10 protein-coding genes are annotated in these 17,541 nt (G+C 43.9%); 5 read left to right on the forward strand and 5 right to left on the reverse strand.

The genetic code is table 11. The features are described 5' to 3' along the window. The first annotated feature begins 310 nt into the window (after nt 1-310). Both R3D00_18525 and R3D00_18530 read left to right on the forward strand, forming a co-directional pair. Nucleotides 311-5,506 carry a DUF6531 domain-containing protein gene (locus tag R3D00_18525; GenBank protein MEZ4775186.1) on the forward strand — a complete coding sequence of 1,732 codons (5,196 nt, stop codon included), beginning with the start codon at nt 311-313 and terminating at the stop codon, nt 5,504-5,506. A 206-nt stretch (nt 5,507-5,712) separates the two neighbouring features. Beyond that, complete coding sequence (locus R3D00_18530; protein MEZ4775187.1) at nt 5,713-6,444, forward strand: T9SS type A sorting domain-containing protein; 732 nt, start codon at nt 5,713-5,715, stop codon at nt 6,442-6,444. A 1-nt stretch (nt 6,445) separates the two neighbouring features. Here the strand turns inward: R3D00_18530 and R3D00_18535 are convergent, their stop codons facing one another. Further along, a complete protein-coding gene (locus R3D00_18535) occupies nt 6,446-7,663 on the reverse strand; it encodes an alginate lyase family protein (protein MEZ4775188.1) in 1,218 nt (405 codons plus the stop codon). Between the two features lie 170 nt (nt 7,664-7,833). Here R3D00_18535 and R3D00_18540 point away from each other — a divergent pair, with 170 nt between their 5' ends. Together R3D00_18540 and R3D00_18545 are read left to right on the forward strand one after the other, a co-directional pair. Further along, nucleotides 7,834-9,834 carry a T9SS type A sorting domain-containing protein gene (locus R3D00_18540; protein MEZ4775189.1) on the forward strand — a complete coding sequence of 667 codons (2,001 nt, stop codon included), beginning with the start codon at nt 7,834-7,836 and terminating at the stop codon, nt 9,832-9,834. Then, nucleotides 9,819-11,672, forward strand: coding sequence for a T9SS type A sorting domain-containing protein (locus tag R3D00_18545; GenBank protein MEZ4775190.1), 1,854 nt, complete (start codon nt 9,819-9,821; stop codon nt 11,670-11,672). The genes R3D00_18540 and R3D00_18545 overlap by 16 nt, the downstream gene beginning before the upstream one ends. An 8-nt stretch (nt 11,673-11,680) precedes the next feature. On the opposite strand, the gene R3D00_18550 is transcribed toward R3D00_18545, so the two are convergent. Together R3D00_18550 and acs are read right to left on the reverse strand one after the other, a co-directional pair. Continuing rightward, the gene (locus R3D00_18550; protein ID MEZ4775191.1) at nt 11,681-12,388 is read right to left on the reverse strand and encodes a hypothetical protein; all 708 of its coding nucleotides are present in this window, start codon (nt 12,386-12,388) and stop codon (nt 11,681-11,683) included. Nucleotides 12,389-12,644: 256 nt separating this feature from the next. Beyond that, nucleotides 12,645-14,549 carry an acetate--CoA ligase gene (gene acs / locus R3D00_18555; GenBank protein ID MEZ4775192.1) on the reverse strand — a complete coding sequence of 635 codons (1,905 nt, stop codon included), beginning with the start codon at nt 14,547-14,549 and terminating at the stop codon, nt 12,645-12,647. 166 nt (nt 14,550-14,715) lie between these two features. Here acs and R3D00_18560 point away from each other — a divergent pair, with 166 nt between their 5' ends. After that, nucleotides 14,716-15,438 (forward strand): hypothetical protein, encoded by a 723-nt coding sequence (locus R3D00_18560; protein ID MEZ4775193.1) that lies wholly within the window; start codon nt 14,716-14,718, stop codon nt 15,436-15,438. Between the two features lie 4 nt (nt 15,439-15,442). Here R3D00_18560 and R3D00_18565 read toward each other — a convergent pair whose 3' ends face one another. Both R3D00_18565 and R3D00_18570 read right to left on the reverse strand, forming a co-directional pair. Then, complete coding sequence (locus R3D00_18565) at nt 15,443-15,955, reverse strand: hypothetical protein (GenBank protein ID MEZ4775194.1); 513 nt, start codon at nt 15,953-15,955, stop codon at nt 15,443-15,445. 126 nt (nt 15,956-16,081) lie between these two features. Next, nucleotides 16,082-17,539: a SusD/RagB family nutrient-binding outer membrane lipoprotein gene (locus R3D00_18570; protein ID MEZ4775195.1), complete on the reverse strand. Its 1,458-nt coding sequence runs from the start codon at nt 17,537-17,539 to the stop codon at nt 16,082-16,084. Nucleotides 17,540-17,541 lie beyond the last annotated feature (2 nt).

Genomic DNA, 17,541 nt, shown 5'->3' on the forward strand with positions numbered 1-17,541 from the left:
ATACGAATATGAGTGGATTCCCCCTTCATTTTTTACCCTCGAAATGCAGATAGAAAAAATGCAGATTCAAACATCAAATAATTCTTATCCCAAAATAATGACACACCTTCTTTGACAGGGAGGTACCCTCAGGAGAGCAGGTCAGCTGCCTGCTCGCTTTTGGGGGGATGGGGATGGGTGGCTTAACCAAAGTTTTATGACACCTGAAGATTTTGGGAGATAGTCTAGTTGCACAAAAAGTTTTTACTAAGAAAATATCATCGATCAACCCTAAAAGACAAACGCTGTGGAACAAATAATCCAAAACAGGATGATTGTTATTTTAAATATTAATAAAAAAATCCTTATAAACAGGAAAACACCCTTCTATTTACTATTTGGAATATTGTCTCTTTTGGGAAGTCCATATTTCGCCCAAAATCTTGAATTTCCTATCCAGTCAAATAACACATCCGGATTATATATCAACGCTTGCATTCCCACGTTTTTAGGGCAATGCCAGATGACAACGATCAATTTTCAGCATAAGCTGGTTGCCTTCGAAACCGTTTGCGACCCGGGAAATCCGATAAATGAAGAATGGTTTAAAGTTTATCTTCCCAGCGATAATGGGACTCAGACTTGGGGTTATATGGCCAAGGCTAGTTATTATATGGCCGCAGATTGCTTTTCCCCTTATATAACAGCTTCATCATCGACAGGGTACGCAGACGTTTATATAGCAGCGGGAAATTTAACAAAAGCAATAGTTAATGGAGGGACAGCAAAAATTTACAATAATTCTAAATTTGCTATCTATGGTAACGCTTCGATTAGTGGCAGCCTTTGGTATCAAATATACCTTCCCAACAATGTCGTAGATCCTAATTCAGGTACAGCTTTACAATGGGGCTGGGTAAAGGCTAGTGAGGTAACATATTCATCAGGGAACCCGCCTGACATTCTTGATGTGACCATCACCCCAGCTAGTGCAGTAAGTGCTGGCGCTCAGTGGAGAACAGCCAATTTGTGTTGGCAAGCTCCAGGATTAAATTCAAATCCTTTATGTGTCGGAACTTATACAATAGAATTTTCTACGATTCCAGGTTTTACTACACCGCCTAATCAAATCGTAGTTCTTGCATCGCCAACTAGCGTTGTCTCAATAACAGGAAATTATACGCCCATCACTAATCCTGCAAATATTTCTGTTAACCTTTCTCCTGCTGGGGCACTTGCCGCAGGTGCCCAATGGCAAATTGATAATTCTCCATGGTATAGTAGTGGAAATACGCTCAACACATCGTCTGGCAATCATACAATACAATATAAAGGAATTCCGGGATATACGGCTCCCCCTTCAGAGACGGTTAACCTTTTACCAAATCAAACAACTACTGTAAATAGGGCATATACGGCTGTGGGTAACATAGGAAACATAAGTGGAACTCTTTCTCCCTCAGCGAGTGTCTCGGCTGGTGCTCAATGGAGAATAAGTGGGCAAGCCTGGAATAATTCCGGCTCTGTATTATCAAATATGCCTGTTGGCACATACATAATTGAATATAAGCCTGTTATAGGATGGGTTACACCTCCGAATAGAATAATTACAGTACAAAATGGTCAAACTGCCAACGCAAATACTTTTTATGACCCCGATCAGCAGAATACACCCATAAATGAAAAGCAAACCTTTGGTCAGAATTATCCTTATGGCATTTGTGCAGAACCAATAAATATGGCTACGGGCGCCTATTTTCTCTTCGACGATGATTTTAACATACCTGCATTTCCGGAACCCCTAACTTTCACACGTGGCTACAACTCCCGGAATCTTAACTACAATGGTCCTATAGGATTTGGTTGGACACATAGTTTTGATATTTTTCTCAGTATTACTGCTGATTTTTGGACCGTCCATTTTGGAGATGGGCATGAGGTAGAATATCTGCCTACAGGCGGAGGACAATCGATACCTCATTATCAGGGAATTTATGAAGAACTTACCCAACTACAAACCGGCCGTTACCGGCTGAGTTACCAGACAGGGGCATACTATAGTTTTAACTCTTCCGGAAGGCTAGACAGTATTGTTGACAGAAAAGGAAATGCAATTCTATTCTATTACTCTGCTTCAAAACTCATCGCAGTAAACTCGAACGCAGCAGGTACTATTCAGTTTTATAACAATGCTGGTACAGGTCGTATCGATTCGATGTTTATCCAAAACACGAGGAAATATAAATTCACATATTCTCCTCAGGGAGACTTATTATCTGTACAGGATGGCGCTGGAGCTGTAACCACCTATATATATGACAATCAGCACAGAATTACTTCAATTATTGATCCTTTAGGAAATACAATCGTCAATAATCTTTACGACGCCCAGAACAGGGTAACACAACAAACAGATGCATATGGAAACCTATACTCCTTTCAATATAATACACCAGTTATTGGTGCTACAACTGCATTTTTTCCACTTGGGGGAAATCGAATATTTTATCATGATCAGGATTTGAGGCTAATTAAAGAAGCGGATGAATTGGGATTCGAGAAAAATAAGCAGTATGATGATATGAATAACCTTATATCTACTACTGATGAAAATGGAAATTCTTTCTCCTTCTCTTATGATTCCCGTGGCAACATTGTCTCTATTATCGATCCTAAGGCAACCATAACCAATATAACATACAATGGGAATAATGATATTTTTTCCATAACGGATGCATTGGGGAACTCAACGTATATGTACTATGATGCGGTTGGGAATATGACAACACAGGCATTACCCGGTGGAACAAACCTGACCTTCAGTTATACAAATCAATTAGATGCAAAAGGTCTATTATCCAGCGTCGTAGATGCATTAGCAACCACTACTAATTTCAACTATACATTATCGGGAGGGATACCAAATCCGTCAAAAATTATCAGGCCTTCTGGAGAAATGCAATTTCTGTACTCAGACCCTTTTAAACGTCTTACTAGTATTTCCGATTACAACAATAACTTAACCACATTCACTTACGATCAACAGGATCACGTTTTAACGGAAACAGATGCACTTGGTAAAACGCTTGAATATACATATGATCTAAATGGAAATATGTTAACCCAAAAAGATAAAAAAGGGTTTATCACCCAGTTTGAATATGATCTAAAAAACCGACTGATAAAAGTTACTGATCCTGCAGGATTTTTCACCAGTATTAATTATGATGCACTCGATCGAATTTCATCACTAACCGACCCAAAAGGAAATATCTTCACATATACTTATGATCTCAAAGGACAAGTGACAGGTTTAACGCACCCATTAGGAACCAACCTATACACTTATGATCCGTCAGGAAACCTTATAGAGGAGACTGATCCTCTTGGAAACATCACCTCTTATGAATATGATGCCCTAAATCATTTAATAAAAACCACTGACCCTCTTGAAAAAGCAACAAGGTTGGTATATGACGAACTTGGACGGGTAGTGCAATCTTCTGACGCATTAAATCAGTCAACGATCTATGAGTATGACAATAGAGGAAGACTTACAAAAGTGACCGATCCATCTGGGGGTTTTGCATTATATGCATATGATCCTGCCGGGAATTTGATTTCGATTACAGATCCCAAAGGATTTACACAGAATTTCACTTATGATAGCGAAGGCCGTCTAACTAGCCGAACTGACGGGGCAGGTAACTCATATTCATATCAATATTACGATATGGGTAATTTGTTTTCGGTTATTGAGCCGACAGGTAATACGACCTATTTTTATTATGATGCCCTATATCGCCTGACTGGAAAATCTTTCAGTGCCTTTGGCTCTCCCGATTTTTCATATAGCTATGATGAAAATGATAACCTACGCAACTTTTCGGAATCAACAGGAAATGTTGGAACCACAAGCATTATTTATAACAACCGAAATCTTCCAATAGTTTGTACAGATCCATTCGGAAGAACCACTACATTCACTTATGATGCAAACGGCAATCGTACAAAAATTACATACCCGGGAGGCAATCAGGTTAATTATCAATATAATGGTCTCAATCAAATGACATCCGTGCAGGATTGGTTTAATAATACAACTTCTTATCAATACAACGCCGGAGCACAATTAACAGATATCACCTACGGAAATGGCGCAAGTGCTCATTACGATTATGATCCCGCAGCAAGAATTACAGGTATCACTCATAAAAATACAGGAGGAGTAGATATTTATAAAACGATACTGACATTAAACGACCGGGGATTCAGAACTTCTGAACAGATTCTTGCCGGGCTCATACCAACAGCAATGCCAGGAGACTATACCTATTCGTACAATTCAGATAATCAACTGCTAGGAGACGGAGTGAATAGCTATACCAACAACAGCAGTGGTTTTCGCAGTTCAGAAACTGGTCCCGGTGGGAATACCAGCTACACATGGCACGCATCTGGTACGCTTGCTTCAATAACGAAAGGACCAGATGTCACCAGCTTTGTTTATGATCCTTTGGGAAACCGTATTGAAAAAAATAAAAATGGTACAAAAAGACAGTATCTCTTAGACTTGATAGGAGAAGTTTCTCAGGTATTGCGTGAATATGATGACGCAGGAAATATTTTAAATTCCTATGTCTATGGAATCGGGTTGGTGTCTCAAATTTCTCCTAATGGAGATGAACGTTACTACCACTATGACCCAATGGGTAATACCATCGCACTCACTGACCAGACAGGGTCCCTGAGTGATTCATACACCTACGAGCCTTTTGGCACAGTAACCAATCATGTAGGAACGACCGACCAGCCTTATCTCTTCATGGGTCAAATGGGTGTACAGCAGGAAACGGATGGACTGCTATTTGTAAGGGCAAGGTATCTGGACGTAATGAATGGAAGGTTTTTGAGTAGGGATCCTTTTCCTTCATTACTAACCCAAACCCAAACCCTCAATAAACTTATTTATGCAAACAATAGTCCAATTAACTATCTTGATCCTATGGGGCTATGTTCCGAAAAAAATCATCAGTCCAAACAAACAAATAAATATAATGCAAAAGCTAAAGCAGCTTTACTTCAAGAACAAGCATATTGGCAAGAAGTTGTGGAATGGAATAATATATACCTCGACCAATTAGACAAGACTTATGAAATTGTAGAAAAAGCAGTAGATGTTATCGATTATCTTATTCCTGGATCAAAAATGGGATACGTTATTGCTGATTATTCTTTGAAAGCTAGGAATGGGGAATTTATACTTAAAAATTTTATTACAGATTATTTAAAGGCTGGTATCAGCCCTATTGCAAGTGAAATTTCACAAGTAATAAGCAAAAAAAGCTATTTATTTGCCAGTAAAAAAGGATTTTTCGATAATAGAATCACACAAGCCTACTTAAAGTCAGATACTGATTTATATAAGTTAACAAGAGGAACACTGGGATCCCAATTCATAATTAAAAGTAAAATTAATTTATTAAGTAATATTTCAGAAAACCTTATTGAAATAATTGGGATGTAAACCAAAATATCGCACATGAAGTCAATAGCGTCCTCCTCCTGATTGGGAAAAAGAATCTTTTGTACCTACATGCACTTGGGCGCAGAGATATTTCAAATGCGGATTGAGTACCGATTCTGGAAGGAATCGCATTTATGCTTGCGACAATTTGGTTTACACTCAATGTTTTCTACTCCCATATTAAACCGAATAAACCCAAAATTAAAATGAAATGGATACCTCTATTACTGCTAACAACTAGCTCTTACATTGCTTCAAGCCAGGTAGTTTTCGAATACGATAATTTAGATCAGATTACTAAAATTTCCTACCCCGACGGCTCCCAAATCATTTACACCTACGACGCCAACGGCAACCGTATTACTCGGGCATTTAGCCCTCCGGGAACTTTGGCGGTGGATGATATACAACTTCAGGGATGGGCAGAGGAACATGGAAACCGACTGGAATGGAGTGTTGTGAGCGAAGTAGAAATTCAAAGATATGAAATCGAGCGAATGAACAACAATCAAATATTTGAGCCTATAGGTAGTACTTCGTCTCGAAATCAACCAAACTCATCATATAGATTTATTGATATGAAGCCAATATTAGCGGAGCATTTATATAGAATTAAAGCCACCGATGTCTCAGGCACAACGCAATATTCCAACAGAATTTCAATTATAAGAGAAGTTAATCCCACACTTCGAGTATATCCCAACCCGGCTTCTTCTACAATTACAATCGAAGTTATTGGAAAGAAAGCCAATGATACTCCGTTATCATTTCAGCTTTTTAATCACCTCGGGCAGTTTGTGTTGGAAGAGCAAATTGATCTAACCTCACAAACCACACAATCAATTTCTGTAAATTCTTTTGCAAGGGGTCTTTACACTTATCGTATTCTGAGTTCTAAAGGAACCCTAATAAGGTCGGGCAAAATTTCTTTGGAATAACCTACTCCCACAACACCCCATAATCATCCACAAGCCTTCCACCAAGCGCCTCTGCCGCCGCGCCATAAATACTGTCCAGATATATTGCTGATGCCTGCCGCAACTGCGGCAGGAGTGCCTCCGGGCGAAATTCGGTGATCTGCTGATGGGGCCAGGTCGCCGGTGCTTCGACGTAGGGCATCAGATAATCCAACGCTTTGGGTAACAGGCTGCTGCCAACCTCCGGGTAAAACCATAAATCGACATCTACTGCTTCGGCAACCCGTGCCAGTTGCATCAGTCCCCATAGGTTCATACAGCTGTAAGACCATGCCTTTGTCCGGGCCAACTCCTCCGGCTGACTTCCGCCAGCGGCTATATGGGCCTCCAACCGGCGAACTTTCGCCAACTCCGCTAGCTCCCGGGCAATTTCTGGCTGACCGGTGTAAATCGCCAGTGCCGAAGTCTGCACATCGTACCATGTACCGTGGTTGTTGGGATGCACCGATTCCTCCTTGCCATGCTGACTCGTTCGCAGCCAGTCTAAGTACTCCCTGCACCAGACCTGCATTCCGGCCTCATCTTCCTCAGACCACTGGCCCGATGACTTTATCAGTGCAATGGCATCCAATACCTTTGTTATACCTCGTGTTTCAATAATTCCGATTCCCCGGCCTTCATTGATCCCCGGAATGGCCTGCCCATAGTTCAGATGGGGATTCATTCGGGTGGATTCATCCAAAAACCAGCCTCTGATTATTTCAGCGGCTTTTGCAGCATATTGTACCTCCCCGGTAAAATACCAGGCCTTCCCCAGTATATCTGCACGCTGAAACAGCTTTGACATACTCTTATGGTCGGAAAAACCTGCCGCTTCGGGATTCACTTCTCCATCTCTCCGGATATAAGGTAAACCGTCAGGCTTCAAAGGATCAGGCCACCAATACGGCCCCTGACTCATGTAGTCGTGTTTGTCACCACTGGGCGGTGTCTGGGTTTTGGTCATCACCGATAAGGGGCGCTCCGAAAAAACTGCATCCGCTTCGTCTCTCAATGCCTGTAAAGCTTTTGTGTAACGGCTATCTCCCAAACGGATTTTTTCAAGCGAATTCCGCATCACTGTGGTATCAGCAAATATCACACTCCCGATCGGCTGCTCTTTGGGTTGGCTTTTACAACCTGGCTGGGAGCAAAATAAAAATCCTGCAAAAAAAATAAATGCCAAATGATGAGTAGTCATATTCTCTTCGGTTTTAAGCGTATCTCTCCATAAGTAATGAAAACAAGAATAGCTACACGCCGATTTACACAATTTTCCTCCAATTGCATACGATACTCCCCCTCATTCCTCTGAGTTTTGGTGAACTTGAGGCTTTATTACTCTATTCTCCCTAACCAGAACCAACTACTATGGCTAATGTCTTTCCTCCTGAAAGCAGAAATTCTTCTAAACTGATTTCTATTTTCATCGTTATTCTTTTCCAATCCTGGCAGGTGACTGCGCAGCAACCTTTTTATATATCTCACTGGGCCAGTGGCAATGACCCCAATCTCTCCACTGGCACAGCAGGCACGGTATCCAATATTGTCATAGATAGTGTTTGCAGCCAGGTAAAAATCTCTATTGCTGATCCGATCGCTGCCCCGCTGCCGGCATTTAACGCATATGAACTTAATCCTTTGGATAACATGGGTAATGAAATTACCGATCTTTCGGGTAATATGCGTGTCTATGTCCGTGCCCGAAGCCTGGAGTCGGTACGCCTTGCCATCCTGCTTAGGTCAGGCGGGGGAAGTAGCACAGAGCGAAGCGACAGGGTCGAATTTACCATTCCCGGAGATACGAGCACATGGAACGAGTTTTTATTCGAATTCAATGCTGCGAACCTGGCGGGGTTTGACTCGACCAACTTCCGCGACATTTGGTTTTATCTGGATCGGGGAACGGATAATTTTGCGGGGAATGCATTTTATCTCGATTATGTAGCCATTGGCAGCGCGCCTGATTCTGCATTGAACTCCACCTGCATATCAGACAGCATCGTTGGCAATGATTCGACTTTGGCGATTCAATACACGCTCCATTGGGCTAACTCCAATGACGAAATTTTTACGGGAAGCTCGGCTGCTACCCTAACCCAGACCGTGGACACCCTTTGCAGTCAAATCAAAATTTCCGTAACTGATCCGGTAAATGCGCCACTTAGTGCATTTAATGCATTGATCATCAACCCCAAAGATTCGATGGGCGCAGATATCTCAGACATTTCAGGCAGTGCGCGTTTTTTCGCTCGGGTGCGCAGCAAAGACTCGGTCAGACTGGGTTTTGTTGCGCGTTCCGGTGACGGCACTACCCCCTTCCGGTCAATCTTACAGCAACAAGTCATACCTGGTGATACGACAAACTGGACTGAAGTAAGCTTTGCTTTTGATTCAGCCACAATAGGAGGATTTGATTCTACAGACCTTCGCGATCTGTGGTTTTTCCTGGATCAGGGAACAGAAAACTTTGCGGGAAACGAATTTTATTTTGACTATGTGGCAATGGGTGAAAAACCTGACCCGGCAGAAAATTCCGCCTGCACCTTTTTCCCGCCATTCGAATTTCCGTACGTCTTACACTGGGCAGATACATTGGAAGGTGTCTTTGGCGGAACCGGTGCTGCACAACTTACCCAAACGATCGATACGCTTTGCAGTCAGCTGGCAGTGTCTGTAACCGATACGCTGGGAGACCCTCATGCAGCATTCAGACCCCTGATTATCAATCCTCAGGATGAATTTGGTAATGATATTTCCGATGTTTCCGGACAGATGCGTTTTTATACCCGCGTTCGTTCGAAAAGACCGGTATTGCTAGGCATGGTGCTTCGTTCCGGAGAAGGAACTGCGACAGAACGTACAGCCGTTGTTGAGCAATCTGTTCCCGGAGATCTCAGTCAATGGACGGAGTTGGTTTATACTTTCACAGGAACAGATTATGCCGGATTTGACTCTACGGACCTGCGGGATTTCTGGTTTTACCTCGACCGCGAAGTCCCCAATTTTAATGGAAATGAATTTTACTTCGATTATGTTTCCATTGGCGGAAAACCCGATACTAACGATAATTCGGCGTGTATTCAGTCAGTCGGATTAGAAAATAAGTTTACCTACATCCCATTAAATTTATATCCAAATCCGGGAGCGGGAAATCAGGCAACAGAACTGGCGTTTTATTCAGCGCAACAAGATCAGTTTTACCTGCAAATCTATGATATACGGGGTCAACTCTTATGGCAGGATTCCTTCCTGAGAAATGCAGGTGTCCAAACTTATACCATTCAGCCACAACATTGGGCATCTGGATTATACACCATTCAACTTATCAGCAACCACCAAAAAGGATGGACAAAATGGATGATAAAATAAATAGTCGCCGGCTGTATCTGGCAGCATTGATTTTTATGCTGTCCTGCTCAGAACTATCCGCGCAATGGAATTCTGCCATCGTAAGTCTGGAACCCAATGGCGCACTCGCTTATGTACGCGATACCGCCGGCAATGTCATTCCCGATTTTAGTTATGCGGGTTATATGGGTGGGGGCGTTTCAACTCCAAACCTGCTTATTGAGTTCAGCATATCGCCCATTCCGGGCGACAATACGGCCCATATTCAGGCAGCCATCGATCAGGCAGCGCAACTTCCTCTTGATGCACAGGGTTTCAGGGGCGCGATTCAACTGGCACCAGGGCGGTACGAAATTCACGGAACACTCAACTTTAATCAGTCCGGGGTCGTTCTGCGCGGTGCAGGAGATGGCGAAGATACCTTGCTCAATACCGTTTTGGTGGGAATCGGCAATACGCCCAACCAGCGCGATCTTCTCGTTATGGGCGGAGGATCAGGAACCGCCTGGGCAGGAAAAGTTTCAGGAACGCAGACCGATATTATTACAGAAAAAGTCCTCGTTGGAGAAACCACTTTTAAAGTACAAAACATTACCCCCTACGCTATCGGCGACAATATCGTGATCTACCATCCCTGTACACAAGCGTGGATTGACGCTGTAGACGGCGGGGGAACGGCTACCGGTGCAAACTGGACGCCAGGCTCCCAGCCGCTGGTATTTAACCGCAGAATTACAGACATACAAGACAGTCTGATCACGGTCGATGTACCCATTTACAATCACCTCGACCGCTCGCTGTCTCAATCCTATATCTACAAATACGACAGAGCTGGTCTGAAAACACAAATGGGGCTTGAAAACTTGAGAATCGATATTAAAACGGCAGGAGGAACCGATGAGGCACATGCATGGAACGCTGTCAATATGAAGCAGATAGAAGATGCCTGGGTGAAAAATTGCACTTTCCTGCATTTTGGGTTATCGGGTGTAATCACCGAAACGGCCAGCCGCATTACTATAGAAAACTGCCAGGCACTTGACCCTGTGGCAACCGTCACCGGGGGAAATATGTACAATTTTAACGTTTCAAAAGCATCCTCTCAGATCCTGTTTTCAGCCTGCCATGCGAGCAACGGGCGACATCATTACGTTTCCAACGGAACATCATGGGTGTCCGGATGTGTATTTCTACGCTGCACATCCGAAGCGGCTTATGCTTCGAGCGAAGGACACCGGAGGTGGAGCATGGGTTTGCTTTACGACAACCATACGGAAATAGCTGTCAGAAGTACGGGGTTACGCTTGCTGGCTCTGTACAACCGGGGAGATTACGGTACCTCGCACGGATGGGCAGCGGTTCATTCGGTTGCATGGTATTGCGATGTAAAGGTGGGACAGCTAGTCGTCGAAAAACCACCTACCGCTCAAAACTATGCTATCGGCTGCCGTGGTACAATCCTTGGAACTGGCCCATTTAGCAAACCTTCCGGCTATCGCGAAGGTTCGAATGTACCTGGACTTGAGCCCGAATCACTTTACGAAGCGCAACTAAATGCCCGGCTCAACGGTTTATCCCCTATTATTTTCAATACCGGATTGGGCAAAAAAATTGATTTCCCGATGATTGACATTTTCCCCAATCCCGCCCAGGATGTGCTCCATATCGAATGGAGATCGGCAAATCCTGCTTTAACCAACACAGAATTACAGCTATTCGATATGAATGGAAGATTGTTGGAGCAGCAAGTGTTCAGCAAAAAAATAACACTGGATATCTCCCTGTTAAATAAAGGGATATACCTGATTCAGCTCAAACAGGGAGGAAGCCAGATTAGCCGACGGCTGATCAAAGACTAAAAGCAAGTCTATTTCAGAAACGCCAGCATTTTTCTTTTGGCGACAGGAAGCAGTGAAGCCTCTTCCGGAATAGGGTGCATCGTGTAGAGCAACCAGGTTGCCGGGTTAGGCATTTTGGTATGGTGTCGGATCAATTCCAGTTTTTTGGATTCGTAGGTGTTGGCCAGACTATAGGTAAAAGAATCCAAATAGTTGAGACTGATTCCGTGGTAATTGGCATCCGTATTTTCAAAAAAGGATATCCGGTATTCATATACTTTCACCGTGCGGAGCGGATTTACCCGAAGCATTACATATCCCTCCTTTTTGTGAAGGGGCGTAATACCGATCGGCTCAATATTGAGGTGTTCGTCGATATAGGTATAAATCTCTTTTCCTTCTTTCAGGCGTTGCTGCATAGCCGGAAGCGCATAATCAATGATGCTGTCTATTTCGATCAGATCATCACTATCCTGCACTTCAGGTTCATGTTGCAGTCGGAGTTTTCGAAATTCCTCCTTGCTGATATGTGTGGGAAACCGGGAAAACAGTTGTTGCTTATTTTCCCTAAACTGATTCAGATTGTTAAAATGAAAAATCAGATCAGAAAAGGATGGATACAAGCGAACTTCCGCAAACTCACGGCTTACCTGCTGCAAATATGCCAGCAGAATATATTTCTTGTATTCAAAGTCGAGTGTTCCTTCCAGGAACCAGTCTGTATTCAGCTGTTTCATGGAAAAAATATACGAAGAAGAAATTACAAATGACAAACAAGAAATGACAAATTCTAAAGTGGCGTAACACCGATACCTTTGCATCCTTGGTGTGAACCCGGTCATCTCTGATCGAAGATCATCCCCTGCTTTTGAACGCAGATTAACGCAAAGTATCACGCAAAGTAACGCAGAATGCATTTGCGAAACTTTGCGTGAATCAGTTTTCGAAGACTGTTTACTAAAATGGCACCCTTGAGTTATGGTGAATCAATTGTCATTTTAGCAGAAGCGCCCCGGCTTTGATTTCATCCACAACGGATGGATCAAGTAAAGTGGATACGTCTCCGAGATTGTCGGATGATCCATCGGCTATTTTGCGAAGGATACGCCGCATGATTTTCCCCGAACGGGTTTTCGGCAGTCCGCTTACAACCTGAATCACATCCGGCTTGGCAATAGGGCCAATTTCACGGGTTACCACCGCGAGAATTTCTTTGCGTAACGCAGCTTCATCGGCAGGCTTTTCCTGGCAAATCACATAGGCATAGATTCCCTGCCCTTTAATTTCGTGAGGATATCCAACTACCGCAGATTCGACTACGTTGGGGTGTTCGTTGATAGCATTTTCTACTTCAGCCGTACCCATACGGTGTCCGGAGACATTAATTACATCATCTACACGACCAATAATCCGGTAAAAACCTTCTTCATCGCGACGGCAACCATCACCGGTAAAATAGTAATCCTGATAAGGTCCGAAATATACCTGGCGGCAACGCTCATGATCGCCATAGGTAGTCCGGATAATGGATGGCCATGGATATCTGATACACAATAACCCTTCGACCCCATTGCCTTCAATCTCTTTGCCGTCCGCATTGAGCAATACCGGCTGAATGCCTGGCAGCGGTAAAGTTGCAAAACAAGGTTTGAGCGGCGTAATCCCGGCCAAAGGAGAAATCATAATCCCCCCGGTTTCGGTTTGCCACCAGGTGTCTACAATAGGAAGTCCTACTGCACCAATATTATCATTATACCAGTTCCAGGCCTCTTCATTGATCGGTTCGCCGACAGAGCCTAAGACTTTGAGGCTGCTCAAATCGTAAGGTTTTACAAATTCAAGACCACAAGCCTGAAGCGCGCGAATAGCGGTAGGCGCTGTATAGAACTGCGTAACTTTGTGTTTTTCACAGATTTGCCAGAACCGGCCGGCGTCAGGATAGGTAGGAACTCCCTCAAACATGATACTCGTAGCACCAGCCAGCAGCGGCCCATAGACAATATAAGAGTGCCCGGTAATCCAGCCGATATCAGCCGTACACCAGTAAATATCGTCCTCGTCATACTGAAATACATTCCGGAAGGAATATTCTGTATACACCATATACCCACCACAGGTGTGAACCACCCCTTTAGGCTTACCGGTAGAACCAGAGGTATACAAGATAAATAACGGGTCTTCAGAATCCATTTCTTCGGCTTCGCACATGTCAGCCTGCCCTTTAAGCGCATCGTGAATCCAAATATCCCGCCCGGGTATCCAGTCAACAGGTGTATTGGTATGTTTTAATACGAGCACTTTTTCCACAGAGTCAGTAGCAGATACGGCCTCATCTACCACGCTTTTTACCGGAATACTTTTGGCTCCGCGGAAATTACCGTCAGAACAAATCACCATTTTAGCAGAGGCATCGTGAATACGGTCAGCCAGTGCAGAGGAAGAAAATCCGGCAAATACGACCGAATGAATCGCGCCAATACGCGCACAGGCCAATACAGAAATAGCCAGTTCAGGGACCATCGGCATATAAAAACAAACCCTGTCGCCTTTTGAAATACCATTGGCTTTCAGCGCATTGGCCATTCGGCAAACTGCAGCGTGGAGTTCGCGGTAGGTATAGGAGAGCACTTCCCCATTGGGGTCATTAGGTTCCCAGAGAATCGCAACTTTATCACCACGGGTCTCCAGATGGCGGTCCAGACAATTTTCGGTAATATTCATTTTCCCACCGACAAACCATTTTATGTCGGGTTTGCGGAAGTCCCACTCAAGCACTTTGTCCCATTTTTTCCGCCATTGAAAAGTTGAAGCCTCCCCAGCCCAGAACCCTTCAGGATCTTCCACACTTCTGCGGTAAGTTTCCTTGTACTCATCGAAAGTATGAATGCGTGTAGTCATTGTAGTTAATTCTTTATAAATCTAAAGTAATATGAATGATTTTAAAGGTAAAAAATCTAGCTGAAACCACAAGGAAATCATGTTATTCGACTCAATGAGTTTTGTCATTTCGGAAGATATTTCCGTAATTGAATTTCACACACAACTCATCTGAATTTATATCAAGATGAGAAAATACTTTGCTTCCGCCTTTCTATTTGTGTGTGTGGGATATTCCGTTTGCATCCAATCTGCTTTTGCACAGGTCACCAGAAATGATGGTTTTGTGGATGTAAACAAAGGCCTGCCCAATAGTTTTATTCAGGAGATTCCCTTTGTCCCTGATGGTTATAAAGGGAGTTTTTATGTTGAAGACGAATGGTGTAAGGGGAATATCTATTTACCTGACTCCGGACAAATCACCGATGTTCTGCTTCGCTATGACCTTCAGGCCGGGCGGCTGGAAATACAGCTTCCGGATGGAATCAGGGCACTTGATCCGGCTGAGCTGACCGCATTTGAGTGGCTTGACCCGACAGGTCTCATGAGGCGCTTTATTCAGGGAAACAGTTTCCGTTATCCGGAAGAAAATCCTGTTCATGAAATCGTAGAACTCCTCGCAGACGGAAAGAGTCTTAAATTATTTCTACATTATGACCTTATTCTGCGGGAAGGAAATTACAATGTGCAGATAGACATTGGCGACCGCACGCCTCAGTGGGTAAAAAAAGAGAAGTTGTATTTTGTCGTTAAAGATGCGGCATATCCTGTTCCCGGCAAGACGCGGAAATGGCAAATGTTTTTTATGGGAAAATCAGAGATTGTCGATGACTATATCCGGCAAAATCAACTGAATCCTAAAAACAAAGCGGATCTTACGAAGATTGTGAATTATTACAATACCTTATAACCCGCTATGCATCCTCCAGAATCAGGGCATTGACGATTTCCCCATCGGTAACATCAAATTCTTCCACACCCGATTTTGCCCGAAAAGAAAAAGTTCCGGAAAGAAACCAAATGTTGTCGGTCTCTGAGTGGGTAAATTTTGTAATAATAAATTTACCCGAAATGCTGCGTCCATTCCAGGAACCAGAGCCATCGATAAATTCCGCGCGGGCATTGGTCGATGACAAAGAAAAATCTCCGATCTCATATTCTCCGGCAACTTTATCCCCAACATTTTTTATTCTCAATTCAATCCGGTCGCTGCTTCCCGCCATTTTCCCCTCCACCCTGAGCAGGCCCGTTGAAGGCTTATAGTCACCAGAGATTTCATCTGCCTCAAAATCAAGGGGATACTGTACCGGAAGATGAACCAGCGCCAGCATCAATATTTTAAGCGAATTGTCAGGAGGGGTAATTTCAGGTTTACATCCCCCTACCATTACCAAAAACACGAGCGCTATAAAACAATTATTTTTCATGTGATTCCTATTTGTGAAACATCTCCGGGTTCCGCCACGCACACTACAGCTATTTTTCCATTCAAAAAACAACTATAGAATTCATAGGGAAACCGGAGATATTTAATTTTTCAGGTCAAAAAATGATTAATTCACATCCCACCAGACAGGGTTTGCCAGCTCCGCACCACCCTGACGGGCTGTAGCTGCGGCGACATTGGTTGCATTGGTAGTTTGCTCAACACTTGGGTATAACATCCTTTTGGGGAATTGCCCATTGTTTTGATCATTTAAGGCGATGGGCAACGAAGGCCATCCGGTTCGGCGGAAGTTGGTCCAGGATTCAATAGGCTGGCCAAACATCGCAATCCACTTTTGTGTGCTCACCAGTTCGAGGCCACGAGCGGCATCAAAAGCTACATTTGGGTCAGCAAGAAAAGCGTCAATGACCGCAGCGTCAGTAATGCCGTGCTGATTAAGCGATGCTTTTACCGCAGTTTCGTAAGCCGTTTTGGCGTCTTCTGCGATCCAGCCTCTCGCGGCAGCTTCTGCACGGATAAACGCGACTTCAGCATAGGTCATAAAATAATTTGGCGCGGTGGGTGCCAGAAAGCCTGATCCAAATTTACAGGAAGTAAAATTGTCAAGCCCGACATCTCCCAGCCCATTGACACCGTTGGGAACCCCGATATAAATACCATCACTGTTGCGCTCAGAATAGACAGCCAATCGAGGATCTGCAGGGTTAATCGAATCACCAGAGCCGATCATCCGGTCCACCATGGACTTACTCATACGAAAATCATTGGGGCGGCCGGAAAAACGGGAATGAATCGGGTTACGGTTTCCCGGAACATCCACATAAACCAAAGCAATATTTTCGCTGTTGTCTGAGATCAACGGTTTTGCCAGCATGGCTTCAATACCGGCTCGTGAAGTTGTGGGATCTACTTCGGAAAGATGCAGATATGCCCTGAGCCGGAGTGAGTTGGCAAATTTTTCCCACAAATCAAGATCACCGTTCAATATCAGATCTTCGGCCCCAAAGCGATCAATACTGCTTCTGTCCATCATTTTCACCGCATCATCCAGATCTTTAATTATGCCATCATAGACATCTTTTTGCGCATCAAAAACGGGCGTGAGATATTCACTTCCTTTCTCTGCCTGCAAAGCCTGGGAGTAGGGAATATCGCCCCAGACATCTGTGAGCGCCATAAAACCATACGCGCTGAGAATTTTGGCAACCGCCACCTGATTAGGTGAACCATTGTCGATAATATAGCGCAGGTCCTTCATATTGTTGTCGTAGATATTATTCCAGAATACGTTGATATCGTTTAACCGGGGGCTGTACTGATCTTCTTCAGGATATGCACCAGAAGCATGCTGCTGGACCCAGAGACCGATATAATTGATACCCAGTTGATAGTTGGTATAATACGCCAGATCCACAATGGCACCCGGTAGTACAAACTCCGGAGCCGCACTTGCCGGCGCGTTGGGATTGGCGTTTAATTCGTCAAACCGCTGCTCACAGGCACCCAGCCACATCAAAAAGGCCAGGGCAAAAACAGAGGAGGTTTTTATCAGAAATCTTTTCATAT

Source organism: Bacteroidia bacterium (assembly GCA_041391665.1).
Lineage (GTDB): Bacteria > Bacteroidota > Bacteroidia > J057 > J057 > JAGQVA01.

Excerpts from the sequence above, each read along its gene's own strand:
- R3D00_18560 (MEZ4775193.1), top strand. The coding sequence starts at position 14,716 with ATGAGAAAATACTTTGCTTCCGCCTTTCTATTTGTGTGTGTGGGATAT.
- R3D00_18540 (MEZ4775189.1), top strand. The coding sequence starts at position 7,834 with ATGGCTAATGTCTTTCCTCCTGAAAGCAGAAATTCTTCTAAACTGATT.
- R3D00_18535 (MEZ4775188.1), bottom strand. The coding sequence starts at position 7,663 with ATGACTACTCATCATTTGGCATTTATTTTTTTTGCAGGATTTTTATTT.
- acs (MEZ4775192.1), bottom strand. The coding sequence starts at position 14,549 with ATGACTACACGCATTCATACTTTCGATGAGTACAAGGAAACTTACCGC.
- R3D00_18545 (MEZ4775190.1), top strand. The coding sequence starts at position 9,819 with ATGGATGATAAAATAAATAGTCGCCGGCTGTATCTGGCAGCATTGATT.
- R3D00_18530 (MEZ4775187.1), top strand. The coding sequence starts at position 5,713 with ATGAAATGGATACCTCTATTACTGCTAACAACTAGCTCTTACATTGCT.
- R3D00_18565 (MEZ4775194.1), bottom strand. The coding sequence starts at position 15,955 with ATGAAAAATAATTGTTTTATAGCGCTCGTGTTTTTGGTAATGGTAGGG.
- R3D00_18525 (MEZ4775186.1), top strand. The coding sequence starts at position 311 with ATGATTGTTATTTTAAATATTAATAAAAAAATCCTTATAAACAGGAAA.
- R3D00_18570 (MEZ4775195.1), bottom strand. The coding sequence starts at position 17,539 with ATGAAAAGATTTCTGATAAAAACCTCCTCTGTTTTTGCCCTGGCCTTT.
- R3D00_18550 (MEZ4775191.1), bottom strand. The coding sequence starts at position 12,388 with ATGAAACAGCTGAATACAGACTGGTTCCTGGAAGGAACACTCGACTTT.